The 19,035-nt window shown below is 45.0% G+C and carries 17 protein-coding genes; 6 read left to right on the top strand and 11 right to left on the bottom strand.

The features are described 5' to 3' along the window. Positions 1 to 64: 64 nt before the first annotated feature. Both xylA and ACHKAR_RS01670 read right to left on the bottom strand, forming a co-directional pair. A complete protein-coding gene (gene xylA / locus ACHKAR_RS01675) occupies positions 65 to 1,399 on the bottom strand; it encodes a xylose isomerase (RefSeq protein WP_395415902.1) in 1,335 nt (444 codons plus the stop codon). 4 nt (positions 1,400 to 1,403) lie between these two features. Further along, positions 1,404 to 2,894, bottom strand: coding sequence for a xylulokinase (locus tag ACHKAR_RS01670; protein WP_395415901.1), 1,491 nt, complete (start codon positions 2,892 to 2,894; stop codon positions 1,404 to 1,406). A 100-nt stretch (positions 2,895 to 2,994) separates the two neighbouring features. Between ACHKAR_RS01670 and ACHKAR_RS01665 the strand changes: the two genes are divergently transcribed. Together ACHKAR_RS01665 and ACHKAR_RS01660 are read left to right on the top strand one after the other, a co-directional pair. Further along, positions 2,995 to 3,672 carry an NUDIX hydrolase gene (locus ACHKAR_RS01665; RefSeq protein ID WP_159584566.1) on the top strand — a complete coding sequence of 226 codons (678 nt, stop codon included), beginning with the start codon at positions 2,995 to 2,997 and terminating at the stop codon, positions 3,670 to 3,672. Between the two features lie 68 nt (positions 3,673 to 3,740). Then, entirely contained in the window at positions 3,741 to 3,953 is a 213-nt protein-coding gene (locus ACHKAR_RS01660) for a hypothetical protein (RefSeq protein WP_159584568.1), read from the top strand. A gap of 109 nt (positions 3,954 to 4,062) precedes the next feature. On the opposite strand, the gene ACHKAR_RS01655 is transcribed toward ACHKAR_RS01660, so the two are convergent. The 3 genes from ACHKAR_RS01655 to ACHKAR_RS01645 form a co-directional block, all read right to left on the bottom strand. Continuing rightward, the gene (locus tag ACHKAR_RS01655; RefSeq protein ID WP_159584570.1) at positions 4,063 to 4,413 is read right to left on the bottom strand and encodes a hypothetical protein; all 351 of its coding nucleotides are present in this window, start codon (positions 4,411 to 4,413) and stop codon (positions 4,063 to 4,065) included. Positions 4,414 to 5,773: 1,360 nt separating this feature from the next. Beyond that, positions 5,774 to 6,502 carry a DUF6090 family protein gene (locus ACHKAR_RS01650; RefSeq protein WP_159584572.1) on the bottom strand — a complete coding sequence of 243 codons (729 nt, stop codon included), beginning with the start codon at positions 6,500 to 6,502 and terminating at the stop codon, positions 5,774 to 5,776. A 117-nt stretch (positions 6,503 to 6,619) separates the two neighbouring features. Continuing rightward, positions 6,620 to 7,933, bottom strand: coding sequence for a gluconate:H+ symporter (locus ACHKAR_RS01645; RefSeq protein ID WP_395415900.1), 1,314 nt, complete (start codon positions 7,931 to 7,933; stop codon positions 6,620 to 6,622). Positions 7,934 to 8,163: 230 nt separating this feature from the next. Between ACHKAR_RS01645 and ACHKAR_RS01640 the strand changes: the two genes are divergently transcribed. The 4 genes from ACHKAR_RS01640 (at position 8,164) to ACHKAR_RS01625 (ending at position 11,836) form a co-directional block, all read left to right on the top strand. Next, entirely contained in the window at positions 8,164 to 8,685 is a 522-nt protein-coding gene (locus ACHKAR_RS01640) for a DinB family protein (protein WP_395415899.1), read from the top strand. 112 nt (positions 8,686 to 8,797) lie between these two features. Continuing rightward, positions 8,798 to 10,207 (top strand): FAD-binding oxidoreductase, encoded by a 1,410-nt coding sequence (locus ACHKAR_RS01635; RefSeq protein ID WP_395415898.1) that lies wholly within the window; start codon positions 8,798 to 8,800, stop codon positions 10,205 to 10,207. A 79-nt stretch (positions 10,208 to 10,286) separates the two neighbouring features. Then, a complete protein-coding gene (locus ACHKAR_RS01630) occupies positions 10,287 to 10,868 on the top strand; it encodes a hypothetical protein (protein ID WP_159584580.1) in 582 nt (193 codons plus the stop codon). 248 nt (positions 10,869 to 11,116) lie between these two features. Continuing rightward, positions 11,117 to 11,836 carry a hypothetical protein gene (locus ACHKAR_RS01625; protein WP_395415897.1) on the top strand — a complete coding sequence of 240 codons (720 nt, stop codon included), beginning with the start codon at positions 11,117 to 11,119 and terminating at the stop codon, positions 11,834 to 11,836. A 54-nt stretch (positions 11,837 to 11,890) separates the two neighbouring features. On the opposite strand, the gene ACHKAR_RS01620 is transcribed toward ACHKAR_RS01625, so the two are convergent. The 6 genes from ACHKAR_RS01620 to ACHKAR_RS01595 all read right to left on the bottom strand — a co-directional run bounded on the left by ACHKAR_RS01620 (position 11,891) and on the right by ACHKAR_RS01595 (position 19,034). Then, the gene (locus tag ACHKAR_RS01620) at positions 11,891 to 12,061 is read right to left on the bottom strand and encodes a hypothetical protein (RefSeq protein ID WP_395415896.1); all 171 of its coding nucleotides are present in this window, start codon (positions 12,059 to 12,061) and stop codon (positions 11,891 to 11,893) included. 293 nt (positions 12,062 to 12,354) lie between these two features. Continuing rightward, positions 12,355 to 12,903, bottom strand: coding sequence for a hypothetical protein (locus ACHKAR_RS01615; RefSeq protein ID WP_395415895.1), 549 nt, complete (start codon positions 12,901 to 12,903; stop codon positions 12,355 to 12,357). Between the two features lie 108 nt (positions 12,904 to 13,011). After that, entirely contained in the window at positions 13,012 to 13,362 is a 351-nt protein-coding gene (locus tag ACHKAR_RS01610; protein ID WP_395415894.1) for a DUF1801 domain-containing protein, read from the bottom strand. A gap of 19 nt (positions 13,363 to 13,381) precedes the next feature. Then, positions 13,382 to 15,565, bottom strand: coding sequence for a TonB-dependent receptor (locus tag ACHKAR_RS01605; RefSeq protein ID WP_395415893.1), 2,184 nt, complete (start codon positions 15,563 to 15,565; stop codon positions 13,382 to 13,384). Positions 15,566 to 15,569: 4 nt separating this feature from the next. Further along, positions 15,570 to 16,430 carry a sugar phosphate isomerase/epimerase family protein gene (locus ACHKAR_RS01600; RefSeq protein ID WP_395415892.1) on the bottom strand — a complete coding sequence of 287 codons (861 nt, stop codon included), beginning with the start codon at positions 16,428 to 16,430 and terminating at the stop codon, positions 15,570 to 15,572. Positions 16,431 to 16,436: 6 nt separating this feature from the next. Next, positions 16,437 to 19,034: a PQQ-dependent sugar dehydrogenase gene (locus ACHKAR_RS01595; RefSeq protein ID WP_395415891.1), complete on the bottom strand. Its 2,598-nt coding sequence runs from the start codon at positions 19,032 to 19,034 to the stop codon at positions 16,437 to 16,439. Position 19,035 lies beyond the last annotated feature (1 nt).

Here is a 19,035-nt window from a genome sequence, read left to right as displayed (position 1 = left end):
TAAAAAAGGGAAATGAAACGAATCATTTCCCTTTGGAATTCACCTAAACCAAAAAGTGAACCTCTTAAATATATTGGTTGATTATGTTTTCAAACAGCTCTTGCTTGCCACTCTGCAAAGGAATGTTGTCCATGCCAGCGCCAATTTTCGCCAGATCTGTCAGTTTTAATTTTCCACCTTCAAAGGCCTTGCCATCTGCAGTACCAAAAGAAGCATATCGCTCTGCTTTCAGTCTGCTATAATCAGACTGAGTCAAAATGGCATCTGCTGTAATCAGTGCTCTGGCAAAAGCATCCATACCTCCTATGTGAGCATGGAAAATATCGGCCAGATCCGTAGAGTTTCTTCGGGTCTTCGCATCGAAGTTGATCCCTCCACCCTGTAGGCCACCTACTTCCAGGAATACCAACATCATCTCAGTGAGTTCATTCAGGTTAGTCGGGAACTGATCTGTATCCCATCCATTCTGATAGTCGCCTCTGTTAGCGTCCATACTACCCAGTGCTCCGGCATTAGCTGCTATCTGCATCTCGTGCTGCATGGTATGCTGTGCCAGCGTAGCGTGATTCACTTCTAGATTCAGCTTGAAATCAGCCAACAAATCATACTCTCTGAGGAATCCCAGCACAGTAGCCGCATCGAAATCATACTGATGCTTGGTAGGCTCCATGGGTTTAGGTTCAATAAAGAAATTACCTTTGAATCCCTGACTTCTTGCATAGTCTTTGGCCATATGCAGAAACTGCGCCAGGTGATCCAGTTCACTCTTCACATTGGTATTGAGCAGGCTCATGTAGCCTTCTCTACCCCCCCAGAATACATAGTTTTCTCCACCGAGTTTGATAGTCGCGTCCAGTGCATTTTTCACCTGTGCTCCTGCATAGGCCACCACCTCAAAGTTTGGATTGGTTGCGGCTCCATTCATGTAGCGTGGATTGGAAAACAAGTTGGCCGTACCCCAAAGCAACTTAGTGCCGGCAGCGGCCTGCTTTTCTTTGGCATAATCCGTGATAAAATCAAGTCGCTTGGCAGACTCAGCCAGGGTATCCCCCTCCTCTATCAGGTCAAAATCATGGAAGCAATAGAATGGTGCTCCGATTTTAGAGATAAACTCAAAACCAGCATCCATTTTATCTTTGGCGCGCTGGTAAGCGTCTCCTGCTGTGCTCCATGGAAAATCTTTGGTGCCAGGACCAAATGGATCTCCACCGGTACCGCAGAAGGTGTGCCAGTAGGCAATTGCAAACCGGAAGTGTTCCTTCAGGGTTTTACCTGCCACTACTCTGTTTTCATCATAATATTTGAAAGCAAAGGGATTGTCTGATTCCTTTCCTTCAAAAGCGATCTTGCCGATTCCGCTGAAGTATTCCTTGTCTCCTAAAATAATTTGTTTGCTCATGTTTCTAGTCGTTTAAAAGTCTCTTTAAGTCACTTACCCAAGCCTGATAAGCATTGCTGTATTGTTGATATTCACTCGTGGTTGGTTCATAAATATTTATTGTGGCATCTCCACTCACCGCCTCTGCCAGGCTGGAAAAATGCCCTTGGGCAAAAGCAGCGCCTCTGGCGGCACCCACTGCTCCGGTAGTTTCTACCATCTCTATAGGGGCATCGGCCAAGGTGGCTATTGTCTTACTGAAAATACCGGATTGAAACAGGTTGTCATTGCCCACCCTGAGCTTGGTAATATCCAAACCCAGTTCTTTCAATATCTCGATACCATAAATAAATGAAAAGGCCACGCCCTCAAGAGCGGCTCTGTAAAAATGCTCCTTCTTATGCCTGTTGAATTGTAGGTTATTCACCTGAGCACCAATGTTGCGGTTGCTGAGAATCCGCTCTGCCCCATTCCCAAAAGGAATTACCCGCAGCTGGTCAGCTCCGATAGGTACACGGGTCATTACCCGCTCCATATCTGTATACCCCAGCCCTTCCTCAGCCATCATCTGCTTGATATAACGGTACTGAATGCCCGCTCCGTTGATACAAAGTAGTACCCCTATTCGTGGATCTTCAGAAGTATGGTTGACATGGGCAAAACTATTGACCCGTGATTTGAGATCATAAACAGGCTTGTCCTTCACGCCATATACCACGCCAGAGGTACCTCCCGTGGCTGCCACTTCTCCGGGATTGATCACCCCAAGAGCAAGCGCATTATTTGGCTGATCACCAGCCCGGTAGCCAATGCCAATGCCCGGCTTCAAACCAATCTCCCTTGCAGCAGTGACCGAGAGCCTTCCCTGATCCCCAAAAGCTGGAACAATCCTGGGAATAACCTCCTGATCAAAGCCTAAATGATCCATGAGAAATCCAGCCACTTCGTTATTTTGAAAATCCCAGAAAATACCTTCGGACAAACCTGAAACAGTCGTGGTGGTCTCCCCTGTGAGTTTCAGTGCTATATAATCTCCCGGCAAGAGGATCTTGTGAATCTTTGCATATAATTCGGGTTGGTTTTCGCGCACCCATTTCAGCTTGGATGCGGTGAAATTACCCGGCGCATTAAGTAAATGCTTGTGACACTTTTCTTCTCCAATACCCTGGAAAGCCTCCTCCCCAATCTCCACTGCACGGCTGTCGCACCAAATAATGGCCGGTCTCAGCACCTCGTGATGTTTATCTACGAGGACCAGCCCATGCATCTGATAAGAAATACCAATGCCCGCTACCTCCATCGGATTGATTCGTGCTGAATTCAATGCCTTTTGAGTGGCGGCACACGCATTTTTCCACCAGACCTCCGGCTGCTGCTCAGCCCAACCCACCTGCTCACTCATCATATCCATCTCTGTTTCTGGATATTGTGCCACAGCTACTTGTTTGTTGGTAGTGCCATCAACTAAGGCTGCTTTGATCGAGGAACTTCCTATATCTAAACCTAAAAAGTACATTTTCTATGAATTTAAAATAAAGATAATACTTATAGTCATAATGACCATAAGTATTGGAAAGTATTTTATCTTTATTTTGGCAAAAGCTTAAAATCACGACATGGCAGAACATATCATGGAAGACCTTTCTATTGACTGTGTGATCTTTGGATTCACGGATGAACTCAAAGTGCTCCTGGTCAAGCATGGAGAAGGGATTAGCAAAGGCAAGTGGGCATTGCCCGGGGGGTGGATCACCTATGAGGAGTCTCTGGATGCAGCAGCTAACAGAATTCTTTATCTCCTCACAGGTGTGAATAATCTATTTCTGGAGCAGTTGAAGGCTTTCGGATCGGTGGATCGTTTCCCAACCAAGCGGGTGGTGACTGTGGGTTATTATACATTGATTAAAGACACTGACTATGATGTGGTGGCTGGCTACACCGCCTCAGACGTGCAGTGGTTTTCTCTGAATGAAGTGCCAGAGCTGCCTTATGACCATGACGAAATCCTCACCTATGCGCTGGATCAGCTCAAAAGCCGGGTGAAGCAGGAGCCCATTGGGTTCAACCTCCTGCCGGAGAAGTTTACACTACTGCAGCTGCAAAATCTGTATGAATCCATCCTGCAGATCAAACTGGACAAGCCCAACTTCCGCCGAAAAATTCTGGGTATGAAGCTCATCGTAGACCTGGGCGAAAAGCAAAACAATGTATCCCACCGTGCGGCCAAGCTCTATAAGTTTGATCAGGAGGTGTACCAGGCCCTAAAAGAGCACAAGTTTGTGTTGGATTTATGAGGTATGTTATCTATTTCCAAGATTAAAATTTAATTATAAATCGTTACTCTGTAAAAAAGACAATCGACATGGATATTCAAGCAGAAAAATACTCCCTTATTGAATACATCAGCCAGATTGCAGACATAACGCTTGTAGAAAAACTTAAGCAATTTGTAAAAGCTAATGAGCAAGATTTTTGGAATGACCTTACTTTATGTCCAACATCGATAATTGAGATGATTAAAAGTAGGGTCTTTTTATCATCAACAGCTCGACACCCTTCAAAAACTAAACACTAAGAAACCCTACCGTCTTGTGGTCTTGCGCGACCTATCAATATAGACAGATTTTTTCTTCGGACTTGTAGCCTCCTCGCAATGAGTGATCTGCCTTTTTTAGATGCAAGAATCACTCCCTGATCTCCCAGTTGAGGTAATAACTGGCTTTCTGAGCACCTGCCTCGTTGCGCATGAGAAGTTCGGTGTAATTTCCCGGATCGAGGTTTTTGAAATCCAAATGAAAATTCCCCAGGTGATCGTTTTTGCTGGTCACGTCATATTCCCATAATTCCAGCTTCATCCTTCCCGGCCCTTTGATGTTGAATTTCAGTCCAAGGGGCAGTATCTCGTCCACATCGATCTTGAGGTATTTCTTATTCTGTGGCCAAATCTTCTTGCCCTGAAGCATGAGATAGATCTCGTCCTTGTCAGATTCTTCAGGGATTTCACAAACAATGGAGGATAGTATTAATGTTGGCATATGCGGTGTTTTGATTGAGCCAAGATAACTTATGAGTTTCTAATATATCCATTTTAAATAAATCTTCTTTCCCTTCGCGTGAGTCTAGAACAATTTTATGGAGTGTAAAGAGAGATCTTGCTGGAAGCATGTCGCTCCTCTGGAGCTGTTTGTTCATATGGACCGTGGCTATTGATATTTGACACCTCTGGCGTCATTCATGTTTTTGGTTAACCGAATGTGGAGCAAAATCCCTTCGGTTCTACCATTTAAATACTGGCTCCATAGGAGCCGATATTCATAGCAATATGGCCCAGGACATAAAAGCTACATAGCTGCGAAACCCTCTTATAAACATGTCGCTCCTACGGAGCTGTTTGTTTTAAATTCAGAAACCTATCTATTCAGATTGGGCACCTCTGATGTCGTTCATGATTTAGTCGATGGATTGGGGAGAAAAAATCTCTTCGGTTCTACCCATCTAAATACTGGCTCCACGGGAGCCGAATATTCATAGCAATATGGCCCAGAACATAAAAGCGGCGTAGCTGCGAAACCCTCTTATAAACATATCGGTCCTCTGGAGCTACCTGTTCAAATGGAACGTAGCTATTCACATTGGACACCTCTGGTGTCATTCATGATTTTTTGGTTAATCGAGTGTGGAGCAAAATCCCTTCGGTTCTACCCATCTAAATACTGGCTCCATGGGAGCCGAATATTCATAGCAATATGGCCCAGAACATAAAAGCTGCATAGCTGCGAAATCCTCTTCGAAACATGTCGCTCTCTGGAGCTGTTTGTTCATATGGACCGTGGCTATTGACATTGGACACCTCTGGCGTCATTCATGTTTTTGGTTAACCGAATGGAGCAAAATCCCTTCGGTTCTACCCATCTAAATACTGGCTACATGGGAGCCGAATATTCATAGCAATATGGTCCAGGACATAAAAGCTACATAGCTGCGAAACCCTCTTATAAACATGTCGCTCCTACGGAGCTGTTTGTTTTAAATTCAGAAACCTATCTATTCAGATTGGGCACCTCTGATGTCGTTCATGATTTTTTGGTTAATCGAGTGTGGAGCAAAATCCATTCGCTCTACCATCTAAATACTGGCTCCATAGGTGCCGAATATTCATAGCAATAAGGTCCATGACATACAAGCTGCGTAGCTGCGAAATCCTCTTCGAAACATGTCGCTCCTCTGAAGGTGTTTGTTTTATTTATCTGTCCATCTATTGATATTGAGCACCTCCAGCGCCCTCCCATAGCTGCTAGCTACGGAATTCTCATAAAACATGTCGCTCCTACATATCTGTCTCTTTATATGGAATGTAGTTATTGATATTTGACACCTCTGGTGCCAGAAATGACATCATTCTCCTATTTCTCTATTGATTATCGAGAGCAAATCCTCTGTGATCTGCGTCATTTCTTCCAGCTGTCCATTCATTTTGGATAACTCCAGAATAGCCATCAAAAAACCGTTTTTGACCCTGGTATCTACGAAAAATGTACCGTAATTCTCTCGGGAAAGTTCTACATCCTGGCCGATGTGCATTTTCAGCGTGGGATGCAGGTCCATAATACTGTAAATGGGTTTGTATATGATCTCCTCAGAATCAAAGCGAAAGTGATCTTCTTCAGCTTTTGTCTGTTTGTATAAGGATTCTAGATTAAGCAAAAGGGATTTGATACTGTCGTTGGAAATAATGGTGAGATTCCCAGAGTACATAAGCTCTTCAAAAGTGTAGTTAATTTGATAAAACCTACGCCAATCGTAAATCCTGATGCAGTCTTCATTGAAAGCATACCAGTCATCAATGGGCTTCCCCTCCAGATGAGCTACTACATTCTGCGCTGAAATAATGCATGCTTTCCGTTGAGTCAGGAATGCTTCCATATGTGCAATGTTATTCACCAGGTCTTGTTTGATGTTGCTCAGGTAATGAATTTCCCTATCCCGCTCTTTTCTAGCCTCATTAAGCCCATCAATCTGGATGGCAACGAGAATTCCAACAATGACGAGTATGATTTCACCAATGGCATATAGCAGGTAGCTTTTTACTTTGCTACCGGTTTTGTCAGTAGAGAGGTCTCCCATAAGATTTCGGCGGATTTTACGAAGAAAAAAAAGCATATTAACCTAAAAGCATGGTTATGAATGAGTGTGAAATTTAATCAAATAAAGCTTTACAAAACATGCTCCTCCTCAACTGAATCAAATGATCAAATCCAGGATCATTACACCAATCAATCCAACCACTGACACGATGGTCTCCATGACCGACCAAGACCTGATGGTATCCTTAATGCTGAGATTGAAATACTCTTTGTACATCCAAAAGCCACTGTCGTTAACATGCGAAAAAAGTAAGCTACCAGCGCCCACAGAAAGAACCATCAGATTAGGATCTACATCCACCTGACCCATCACAGGAGCCAGAATACCCGCTGCAGTAAGCCCCGCCACTGTAGCTGACCCAATACAAACCCTGATGATGGCCGCAATCAACCAACCAAGCACCAAAGGATGAATATTCATATCCTGCAACCCTGATACCAATTCTATACTCACTCCGCTCACCACAAAAACCTGCTTGAGTGCCCCAGCTCCAGCTACAATCAATAGGATTGGCGAAATGTCCTTGATGGCATCCGTATAAAACTCCATCACACCTTTCATACCATAGCCTTGCTGAAGTCCTATAGAATAGGTGGCATAGGCCAGCGCCAGAATCATCACAATGGAAGGATCTCCAATAAACCCTATGATTTGCCCGGCCAATCCTGCAGGCGCCCAGAAGAGCTGCACCAAAGCAGCACCGCCCAATAAAAATACAGGTAGAAGGGCGGAAAAGAAGCTATTAAAAGCACCTGGTAACTGATCCTCTGGCTTAGCCTCGGCCTGAAATGTCTTGAGTGGTTTGGCATCAATATTTCGGAGTGTTTTGGCAAATACGGGGCCAGCGAGTATAATGGCCGGCACTGCCAGACAAAACCCATAAATAAGGGTAAGTCCCATGTCGGCATTCAGCTGCCCTACGAGTGCCGTAGGTGACGGGTGAGGTGGCAGGAAACCATGCGTGACCGATAGGGCAGCCAGCATGGGAATCCCTATATAAACAGCTTTGATTTTGAACTGATAGCTCACTGAGAAAATCAATGGCACCAACAGCACAAAGCCTACATTGTAAAAAAGCGGAATCCCCACTACAAAGCCGGTGGTCATCAGTGCCCACTGAATCTTCTTTTCACCAAAAACACTCATCAGCACATTGGTGATCTTCTGAGCCGCGCCTGTTTCCGCCACGAGTTTACCCAGCATCGCCCCCAACACGATCACAATGACAAGCCCTCCAAGCATTCCTCCTATCCCTTGCTCCACAATGGTGGTCACTTCTTGGAGCGGAACACCCAGAAGCAAACCTGTGAGAATGGATACAATAATAAAAGCAAGAAAAGGATTAAGCCTGGCCCAGGTGATCAATAGCACCAGAATGACAATACAAAGAAGGATAATTAACAAAGACATTTTTCGGGACGGTTGATTAAATTGTTCGTAAGAAATAACGCACACCAACCCTCAGGCGGAATAGATTCAAACAGATTTTGTAAAAAAATATGACCGGAGGGAATGATGCAAAAAACACTAAGATATCATTATCTAAAAAGAACACAAACGATTGTGTGCATGAAAACAGATCTGACCAAATATTCTTAGGTAATGTATACAACCACTGTTATCTGAATTGACCTCAAAACATGTTTGATTTAAAAAAAGCCACCGAAATACTGGAAAGAACACCTGTCATACTTGAGCACCTCCTGGACGGTCTTTCCTCACAATGGATCATGGCCAACGAAGGCCCCGGAACCTGGAGCCCTTATGACATACTTGGGCACCTCATCCATGGAGAAAAAACGGACTGGATACCTCGAATGCTGATCATATTGTCAAATGATGAGACTAGGACCTTTACACCGTTTGACCGCTTTGCACAGGAAAAAGCCAGCGAGGGCAAATCAATCAATGACTTGTTGACTGACTTCAAAACCCTAAGAGCCGCTAACCTCACTACGCTCCGAAAACAAAACATCTCAGCGGAAGATTTGACCAAAACCGGACGTCACCCCGACTTTGGTGAAGTCACACTCGCTCAGCTGCTCGCCACATGGACAGTGCATGACCTCAACCACCTGTCTCAAATATCTCGGGTGATGGCCAGCCAGTACTCCTCAGACGTGGGGCCATGGATTCAGTATCTTAAAATTTTAAGAGGTTAGTGTGGGACTTGTTCCCCTTATGTGAAAAATAATCTCATAAATACTCCAAGCATTATTTGTAATTTATACTCAGTTTCGATTGATTTAATGTTTAGCATGAAACTGTTTATCTATGACCAGCCCAACCAGCTATCAGCAGAACATTACGGAGTTTCCTGTCCGCGATATAGAGAAAATACATTTACCCAAAGACCTGGAAGCACTCAAAACGATCCTCCTCCAGGCAGACAAATCCGGTCGTCCGGTATACCCAATCTCTACCGGACACAACTGGGGCCTGGGTTCGAGGATGCCAGTGAATGACGCGGACATTATAGACCTGAAGCATCTCAATCGGATTATAGAGGTCAACCGGGAGTTGCGCTATGCCAGAGTGGAACCGGGAGTCACTCAGCAGCAGCTCTATGATTACCTGGAAGTACATGCCCCTGAGCTCATGCTCAATGTGACAGGGAGTGATTCGGGTTCATCCATTCTGGGAAACATCATTGATCGGGGTTCTGGAAAAAGTGGTCATAGAGCTGAGGATCTTCGTGAACTCACCGTGATGCTCGCCGATGGACAGCTCATTGGCACAGGCTTTGGTGAGCTCCAAAGTAGTCAAGGATCCTTTTACAAATACGGACTCGGTCCAGACCTGACACACCTTTTCACCCAATCCAACTATGCCATTGTCACAGAAGCAGTGGTCAACCTCAGGGTGAAGCAGCCATTCAATCTTTATCTGGCCGTTTTGGACAAATCAGGCCTCAAGGGGTTTCTGAATAAAATGGCTGAGCTGGTGGCTCAGGAGTTGGTGGGTTACTCTCTGGAAATAGACAGTCAGAATGACCCCAAGATTTATGAATTATTTGAATGGGGCATGGACTTCAATGATAAATGGTTTGCGTGGTTTGTGGTAACGGGGCATGAGGAAGTGCTCCCGGCCAAACACTCGGTGGTCACCAAAGCCTTGTCCAGCCTGGTAGCCGAACTGAAAACCTATCCGTCTTCTGATGACCACTCCTCTTCCACCCCACCGGTAAGGGTTCGGATAGACCGATATCACGGTCAGCCCAATGACCACTCACTTTTGGCCACCGCGAGAAAATTTGGTGTGGAACTTTCGGGAATGGAAGTAAACCTTGATCTTTATCCTCAGATTCCCGGATTTCGATGTGTCCTACCTGTCATTCCTTTCACCGGAGCTTCTTCAGATATCATTCAATACCTTGAATCCTTTTCCCTTGCTCGTGGACTGGATCCTGCTATTTCCATCATTGCCCTTAATGACTATAGCCTGGAGGTTTTTGTAAGGGTCTATTTCGATCGGTCCGATCAGAGTGCTATCTCGCAGGCAGGCACCTGGGCCCGTGACCTGTTGAGCGAACTAAAGCAGCAGGGCATCTACCCCTATCGACTCGATATTGAGAACATGGCCCCATATCTACAGGAGCTCAAAAACCCCTACACTTTGTTGCAATGCCAATTAAAAAACCTGTTCGATCCTAACAACATCATAGCTCCGGGAAGATATTCCTAAAAAATTTCATTATTTATCTACAACGTATTAAGCTATATGCAAAAAAAATACTATTTTCCGGCATTAACCAAATCAGCTAATGGCAGAATATAAAAGTTTCGAAGACAATATTGAAGCAGGGGGCAACGAACTCCCGATCATCGCAATGGGTAGCCTCGGGCAAAACCAACGAAAAGCGATCATTGAAAAACACGGGCTCAATGCAAACACCGGAGCCTGGAATAATCTACAGTCCCTTCTGGATGCCATGAAAGAAGTGGCCAGTACCATTGGAGAAATGAATCTCTTTCTCATTGGAAAGGCCATCATTGAAGGCACTCAGTTTCCACCTATGGATAGCCTGGAAAACGCACTGCGATCCATCGATGTGGCCTACCACATGAACCATCGTAAAAACGGCCAGCCTATGTTCAATCCTAACACTGGTCAAATGACAGAAGGAATCGGTCACTACAAACTTGCACGATATGATGCCGAGAACAAGGAGGCTTTGCTCGTTTGTCATACCCCTTATCCAGCCAAATTTGAAGAAGGCCTGGTGGTTCAAATCGTGCGAATGTTTAAACCCAAGGATTCTTTGTTCACCAAAGTAAAACTGGATGAAACGAAGGAAACAAAATCTAACGGGGGAGATTCCTGCACTTTTATTATCAACTGGTAGTCAATCTGAAAGTGGTCTAATCATTCAATTGAGTCTATGATCGACTATGGATCACTTTTGTGTGAAAAATGCATGAAACACCCATCATTGTAAAAAAAAATTCAATTTTTTTTCGATTTTCTATCGTTGCTCTTTTTAGTAATTAGTAAATTATAGCATATAACTGTTTCAAATGGCTCAATCGATGCAATCGTTTGTTCATTGCAGTTATATGTTGTCCTTAATCCATTATTTAAAAAAGTAAAGCTATGATTACTCCTATCGAAAAAAAGGGAAACATTACCACTCACGAAGACATCAATTTCAAACTACAGCAGGAGTTCCAATATGGAGCGCTCAAGTTTGCCAACAATCCATTGCACAAAAAACTAAAAGGTGATGGACAAGTTTTAGACAAACTAGTCTTCCTGCCCCGTATGCTCTTTTTTGTTATGGGATTTAAAGATCTCATGCAATTAGTCAGATACGAACAACCAGAAAATAAACTAGAAGAAAGTGTCAATACCCACAGCGATGAGGACTCTTATCACTGGGAGTGGTATTTGAAGGATCTGGCAAGCATGAGCGGTCAGTTCAAAAATGGCAACTCCATAGACCTAATCACCAATGTTTGGGACGATGAATCCCTGGCCGTGAGAAAGACCATTTATGCTTTCTCAAGACATATGCAAAACATGACCGATCCTGTGGCAAGGATGCTGATGGTAGAGGTTTTGGAAATCACTTTTGATAAATTCAAGGAGGCCATACATCCGGTACTAAAGGATGCTGATCTATATGACCGACTGGAATACTTCGGTAAGATGCACCAGGAAACTGAAGAAAATCACACCACTGGAATCAGTGAAGACGAAATTTCAGGTCTGATAGAAGCATTGCCGGATCATCTGAAGGACGATATGCTATTGGTGGTGCGTGAGCTGTTTGACAACATGTACCTCATGGCCGCTAATTGGGCCGAGGCATAAATATACTAATCAACCTAATCTGTGAAAGGCCGGGAGAGTTTCTTCCGGCTTTTTTTAATTGTTGTGAACAATAGAAAGTAGTCTGTCCAGTTGGAAATCCATGTCCTGACCAGAAGCTGTCTTTTGTGGCTCCAGAGATCCAAATTTCTCTGTAAGAGAGTGATAAACTTCTATTCTGGTGGTTTTGATCAGTTGTTTTGCGGTAAAAGGAAAATGATTATTCATGATTGATAGGTTTTGGTGATTCTCATATTACCGGAAAGTTACTTCACGTTACTTTTAATATTAAAACTCTTTTCGGCCAAACATCGGATTTTATAGGTGTATCTCCGATATGCTCTTATGTATCCCAACACTAGCAGGTTGAAAACAATATTCAGGCATAGACTACCTCTTTGACCTAATCAGAAGAGGGTAAGTATCAGTGCTTCTTACATGCAAGATTGCTTTCTTCTATATGTCCGAATAGTTTATAAAAATAGTTTCTGGCACTGAAGAAGCGCAACTGGTAAATGGATCTAATACTCCCATACCTGTCTGCGGGCATAAAACTGGGATACGTGCTTTTTCACCTTGCTGATGCGCTTTGTGAGGGTTTTCAGATACCGATGCATCTCTATTTCCAGCACATGGATTTTACCATCGTAAGAGTGCATACCAAAACCGCTCTTGTATTGGCGTGCCATTGCTTCCAACTCCGTCTGTGCTTTACACCGCTCACCAAAAAAAGCATTGAAACTCTCAATACTATAATCCTCTTCCAGCTTCACCAGGTGTTTCAAAATACGCCTGATGGTACGTGCAGAGTGATGATGGGTGGTCTCCAGCAGTTCCTGATAGAGTAGACCATGATAGTTATGGATCTCATCCAATAACCCGTAAACACCCTCCCTATGGTCTGCGCTTTCACAAAAGCTCGCCAGGCCATGGTATTGGGTGAGTAAGGCCATCTCTCGCTCCCAGTGTCCAGCCAGAGCTATAACCCGTACCTCCAACTCCATGGCTGGCAACGGAGCACCAATAGACAGAAACAACTGAATCAAAAAACAGAGCGCGGGTAATTTCATGTTTCCCTTTAAGATGGTAAACATGACAAAGTTCGGAATCTGATGGGTCACCTACTCTCCCAAAATATCGCGATACTCCACAGGGAGGAATACCTAGCACCTACCTAATCATCTATAAAATGTTCTGGCCTCTTCTAACACCTCTTCCAGCACCTCTACAGGCAAGTCACTATTGGGGTCGATGGGTAAAATTTTCATGCGTGTACGATCTCCTTTGATCAGCATGGGATGTGCGATCTTCCCGCCTTCCACAATACCCACGTATGGCATTTTGGTTTTTTTGTCCGTCCACAAGTAACAGAATGTCTTGCCCTTGTAGAGGTAAAACGGAAGCCTCCACTTCCACGCTTCGGTAATATCCGAATGGAAGGCCAACAAAAATTGTCTTAAAGCCAACATGCACCCTTTATTGGGCTCTTCCTGTGCTTCAAAGAATAGGTCTATATCCCGTAAGTTCATTTCTTCAAATATCAAACAATTACCACTCTACTCTGTAGGTAAGGATGGGAATTAAACCGAGTTGATACTGAGTCTCCAGTTGGTTGGTAAACCCGTCAAAATACTTATATCCCTCGTTTTGAACGCCCGATGTATTCTGCAAGTCAAGTGCTATGGACGTAGTCCGATTTTCCCGGTATCGGGTCCACAACAGACGTACATCAAAACGCAAATATGGAGCTGTACGATAATCAAATCTTGAATAACCGGACATAGAACCATCAGTGGTTGGAATATTTTCAGAGTAATAAAAGCCTCCCTGATATTGACCCCTTAGGTTTAGTCCCAGGCGCCTGTTTTTGGTTCCTTTAGACACGTCCCACTCCTTGCCAGCGGCCATACTCATATTATACCTGGTATTGTAGGTCTGAATCACAAACCCCTCAATTTCTGATTCGAACAGGCTACCCCCAAGCCTGAAATAAAGGCCATCGGAAAAGCTCTTCTCTGAAGTCAGGGTGCCACCGAAGGTCCACGCTGTTCGCTCACCTAGTGCTATTACCGATGGGTAGTAATACCCAAAAAATTCACTCTGAACATTAAACCCACGCTTTTCATACACATGGGTAAGTGTACCTCGATATGACTTCAATAATTCATATATGTCACCCCAACGCTGTCCTCCATAGAAACTGACAAAATCTGAATTATATGGGTTGGTCAGTTGGCTATACTTTCCCCCAGCAAGGATGAAAGAGTTGTTGGCATTGAGCTGCTGGGTCAATGAAATTCTAGGGTCAATACTCGAATCGTCGGCACTTTGGTTATAGTTCACTCCCACCTTAACCTTGAGATCACTGAAAATATGCCATTCTACTTGCGCATAAGGATTAATCAGAAACTGATTCAACGAATGATCAAATATCCCTTGCAAGCTCCCTGTCCAGTGGTATTGATTCGCCAGAACACCCAGTGTCACATTGGCACCACCCACAGATCGCTCGTAGGATGAATGCATACTCAGAATCCGCTGACTATTGTGCTGAATCAAGCTCGTATCCTGAACATCGTTATCATCATACCCATATTGATCACGGGTATTTTCATAGCCCGAGAGCACCACTGACGTGGTAAGGTGACTGTTGTCAAAACCTGACTTCAGGCTGGCGCCTATCACTCCGGTCTTGTTGTCATAATATATGTCCCGGCGGTCTTTGATCACCTCAGATTCAGCCATTGGCTTATGGTCGAAGTTGTTGAAACTGAGTCCGCCTGTACCAAAAACTTTCAACCGCGACCGGGTACCCAGAGGTGTGGAAACATTCAGTGAGAGGTCCTGAAAGCCAATGGACTCTCCCCCAAAATCCACTCCAAACTGAGTGAGTAGGCCCGTAAATGAATAGCGATAATTAGCCGCATAGGTCATTTTACCTCCTTCCCTGAAAGGACCCTCTGTGGCCAAATCCAGACCAATGAGTGAAGCCTGGGCTGTATATTGACGCTGGGTGGTGTTCCCGTTTTTGAGGTTCATATCGAAGACTCCCCCAACACTGTTGCTGTACCTCGAATCGAAGGTGCTGTACAAAAACTGCGACTGACTGAGCATCTGAGCACTGAGCATATTCACCCCTCCACCAGTGGCAGATGGTTGGTCCAAAAAAGTACCCGCATTAGACAGGTGATTGGGGTTAACAATCTCTGCACCCTCCAGCCTCCACGTGTTGTAGTTGGGAGAGATTCCACGTACTGAAATCTGATTGTTCTGATCGTTGGTAACTGCCACATCCGGTGAGCTGGTGACCAGCCTGGCCGGGTCATAATAGGTGGCTGCAAACCGATTGATCTGTTCTTCAGTGATCCCGATCTTACCCGGCTCAGTGATAGAGATATTGGTGGTGACTATCACCTCGTCCAGACTGGAGCTATTGCGCTCCAGGTACACATCTAGACGAGTGACCACTCCGGTCTTCACCCAAACTTCCGATAGGGTCTTGCCGGTATAACCCACGTAACTAACCAGAAGCCGATAATGGCCAGGTTCCAAATCAGTCAATTCGTAGAAACCATTTTCATCAGCCGCTACTCCGGTGAGCGTACCGGATACACTGATGGTAGCCCCCGGCAGTGGAGTATTACTCATCTGATCGTAAACAGTTCCCGATACGGTCTGCGCACCCAACTCCACACCGATGATCGCCATCAGTCCCCCAATCCAATATTTCATACGTTTATCCTAGAATTTTTTCTGTCAGGTTTTTATAAGAAAGTTCTATGCTTTTCAGTGGGTTTTCCGACTGATCCTGCTCCACAAAAAAGTGCTTCATTCCTGAAGTCTTCTTCTCTGCAAAAATGGACTGAAAATCTATGGTACCGGTACCCACTTCAGCAAAACCACGCTCTGGCGTGTTCGCTATATCCTTGACATGCCACATGGGCACACGGCCACTGTTGTCTTTGAAAAACTGAATAGGATCCAATCCTGCCCTGGTGATCCAATATAAATCCAGCTCAATCTTCACCATTTCAGGATCTGTTTCACTCAGTAGAATATTCATTGGAAGCTCACCATCCAGTTCCTGAAACTCAAAGTCATGGTTGTGATAACAAACCGTAATTCCAGCTGATTTGGCTTTCTCGGCGCATTTGCTCAGAGTAGCTGCATACCCTTTGTACTGATCCAATGACACGCGTTGCTCAGGAGAAAGCCACGGAAAAACTGCATACTGCTGTCCCGCATCTACCATGAACTCCAGCGCCTGATCAAACCCTTCGGCAAAAACCTGAGAAGACATATGACCACTGGTCAATTCCATACCCAGGTCGCTCACGATGCTCCTAAATTCTTTACCGGAAAAGCCATAAATTTTACCCGCATCGTAGCCGGCACCCTCCAGCTTTTGATAGCCAATCCTGGCAATCTTTTCCAAGGTACCCTTAGGATCACTGCTCATTTCATTTCTCACGGTATACAGCTGCACCCCTATTTTAGTGGAAGGTTTGACAACTGAGGCCATCAGCGAAGGCATGGCGGCTATGGCCGCGGACGCTACCGCTGTGGTTTTAAGAAAGGTTCTTCTCTTGTAAGTCATAGTTGGTCAAGGTTTTGGGTTGAATTCAATATTTCGAATGTAAAGGAGCTTGTTTTCCTCTCCCTCATTGGTAAACACAAAGTAGACATTTTGGAAACCCGTGACATCTTTGATCTCTATCTCCAATGTACTGGTCGGGCCAGTAGATCGATCGGGATAAATTTCTCCCCGGCCTATCTCTACTCCGTCAGGAGCACCTGTGCGGATAGATACGGTGCCTCCCTTTTCTCTATTGGCTAGTAAAAAGGACACACTCCCAATTCCGGTCAGGTCAAGATTATTGAAGCTCACCCACGAGCCATGGTAGATGCTTCTGATTTCTCCACCACGAGCCTGAATGTCTTTCGAATCGTCAAACAGGTCTGCAGGCATGCGCGATGGGCGTAACCAGATATTGCGGGTCACTTCTATCGGGCGAAGTGGAGCCTTGCCCCGATCCTTGTAGGCGGCTGTAAACAAGTACCGGCCGGTAGCCTCAGAGGTCTTAAAAGTCCCTTCCAATGGGTAACTCATTTGGTTGCCCAACGACAATATATACTCCACTATGCTGGCGGCATCCTCGGTGGTGAGATCCGGATGCGCAGACATGGCCTGCTCACCCCATACTCCTCCTCCACCACTGATGATCTTTCTACTCAGGTAATTAACCGCATTGCGGTCACTTCTGTACCGGGCAGCCACGGCAGTGTATGATGGCCCGATTGACTTTTCATTGACTTTGTGACAACCCTTACAATCGAGGGACTCGATGAGTGTGAGTCCATTGCTGACTGGCACCTGATGACCAAGGGTCTCCGCCATATCCGTAGACTGATAATGGTTGATATCAAACCTGATTTGATCCGTAGCAATCCCTGCTCCCTTTTCGTCTTCCAGATCACTGATTTGAACTTCATAGGCTATGTTGCGACCTTGCCAAAAGAAAGTATTATTGCCAGCGATGGCGATATCCACTACCGGAGGCTCATTACCTACCTCTATGGTAAATTGCTGAGTACGATAGTCTCCTTTACCATCCGACAGGGTCAGTTCGGGATAGTAAACACCTTCTTTTTCAAACACATAGGTAAATACTGAGTCATTGAATACCTCGCCTTCTATCTCCCATTCATATTTAAGTTTATCACCATCATAATCTTTGGATCCGGACGCATCAAACCGTACCTCTAGTGGGGCTGATCCACTGTATCTGGAGACTGACGCCTCAAGAACCGGAGGTCGATTGCCCTCTATATACCTGATTCTGGAAAGTTTGGCATTTTCATTTCTGGTAAACCACCCCGTGCCATACTCGATCATGTAGAGGTTACCGTCAGGCCCAAACTCCATGTCCATGGGGTTGTTAAATTCCGTATTTGGCATGAAAGAATACCAATCGGTAGGATTGCCCTCCTCGTCTAGTTCGAGAAAATAAATGAACCCTCGCATCCAGTCATAGTAGATCACCCGACCGTCGAGATAAACGGGAAATTTGGAGCGACTTTCATACATATCGGAATAGTATACCGGTCCGGCCATGGCATTACGCCCACCATTTTTCACCTGAGGGAATATATCTGTACGGGCATAAGGATAATAAATTTTTGCCGGCTGGGCAGGAGGCAAATTTTGCAATCCTGTATTGTTAGGTGAGTTATTGACAGGTGCTGCAGGGTCATATTTGGCCTGTGAAATGCCGGTTGAAAAATCATATTCGTTGTATGCATAGTTGTTGCCAACGAAAAGCGGCCATCCGAAAAACCCGGGTTCTTTGGCTACATTGAACTCATCATGCCCTCGCGGGCCTCTACCTTCGACATCCTCCCCGGCATCAGGTCCTACGTCGCCCCAAAAAAGCCATCCTCTCTTTGGGTCTACAGAAATACGATAGGGATTTCTACAACCCATGACGTAAATCTCCGGTTTGGTGAGCGGATCGTCATCTACAAAAAGATTGCCCTCAGGGATGCTATAGGAACCATCCGGTTCAGGTTTGATTCTAAGAATCTTTCCACGAAGGTCATTCGTATTGGCGGAAGATTTCTGTGCGTCCCAGGCAGATCTGCCAGGGCGCTCATCAGAAGGAGAAAACCCCTTGGAATCAAATGGATTACTATTATCTCCTGTAGATAGATAAAGCAATCCGTCACTCCCAAACTGAATAGATCCCCCGGTGTGGCAGCACTCTTCACGCTGCACGGGCACCTTCAGCATCACCACCTCATTGATCAGCCCCTTCGCCGTATAGGTAAATCTGGACAAATGCTGGACAGGCTCATCCCCTACCGGAGAATAGTACAAATACACCCAATCATTTTGCTCAAACTCTGGATCAAGGGCGATCCCCATGAGGCCGTCTTCTTTTTCATGATGCACCGGAATAGAATCATAATCCGAGAGCTCATTGGTTTTGAGATCATACTGCTTAATCCCACCCCTCCTCTGGGTAAAGATTACTTTACCCTTAGGAAGAATCACTAGTTCGGTAGGCTCAAATAGATTGGTAGCGAAAACCTCTTTTACAAATCTGCTTTCCTCTGGCGCCTCTTCCTTTTTGGTTTCGTGGGTCGTCTGCCCACACGATAGAAATAATCCTACTAACCCTAATAAGCCTAATCTTTTCAAT

Source organism: Marinoscillum luteum (assembly GCF_044005705.1).
GTDB lineage: Bacteria > Bacteroidota > Bacteroidia > Cytophagales > Cyclobacteriaceae > Marinoscillum > Marinoscillum luteum.
The sequence above is the reverse complement of the archived record's forward strand: the minus strand, read 5'-3'. Positions and strand labels throughout refer to the sequence as shown.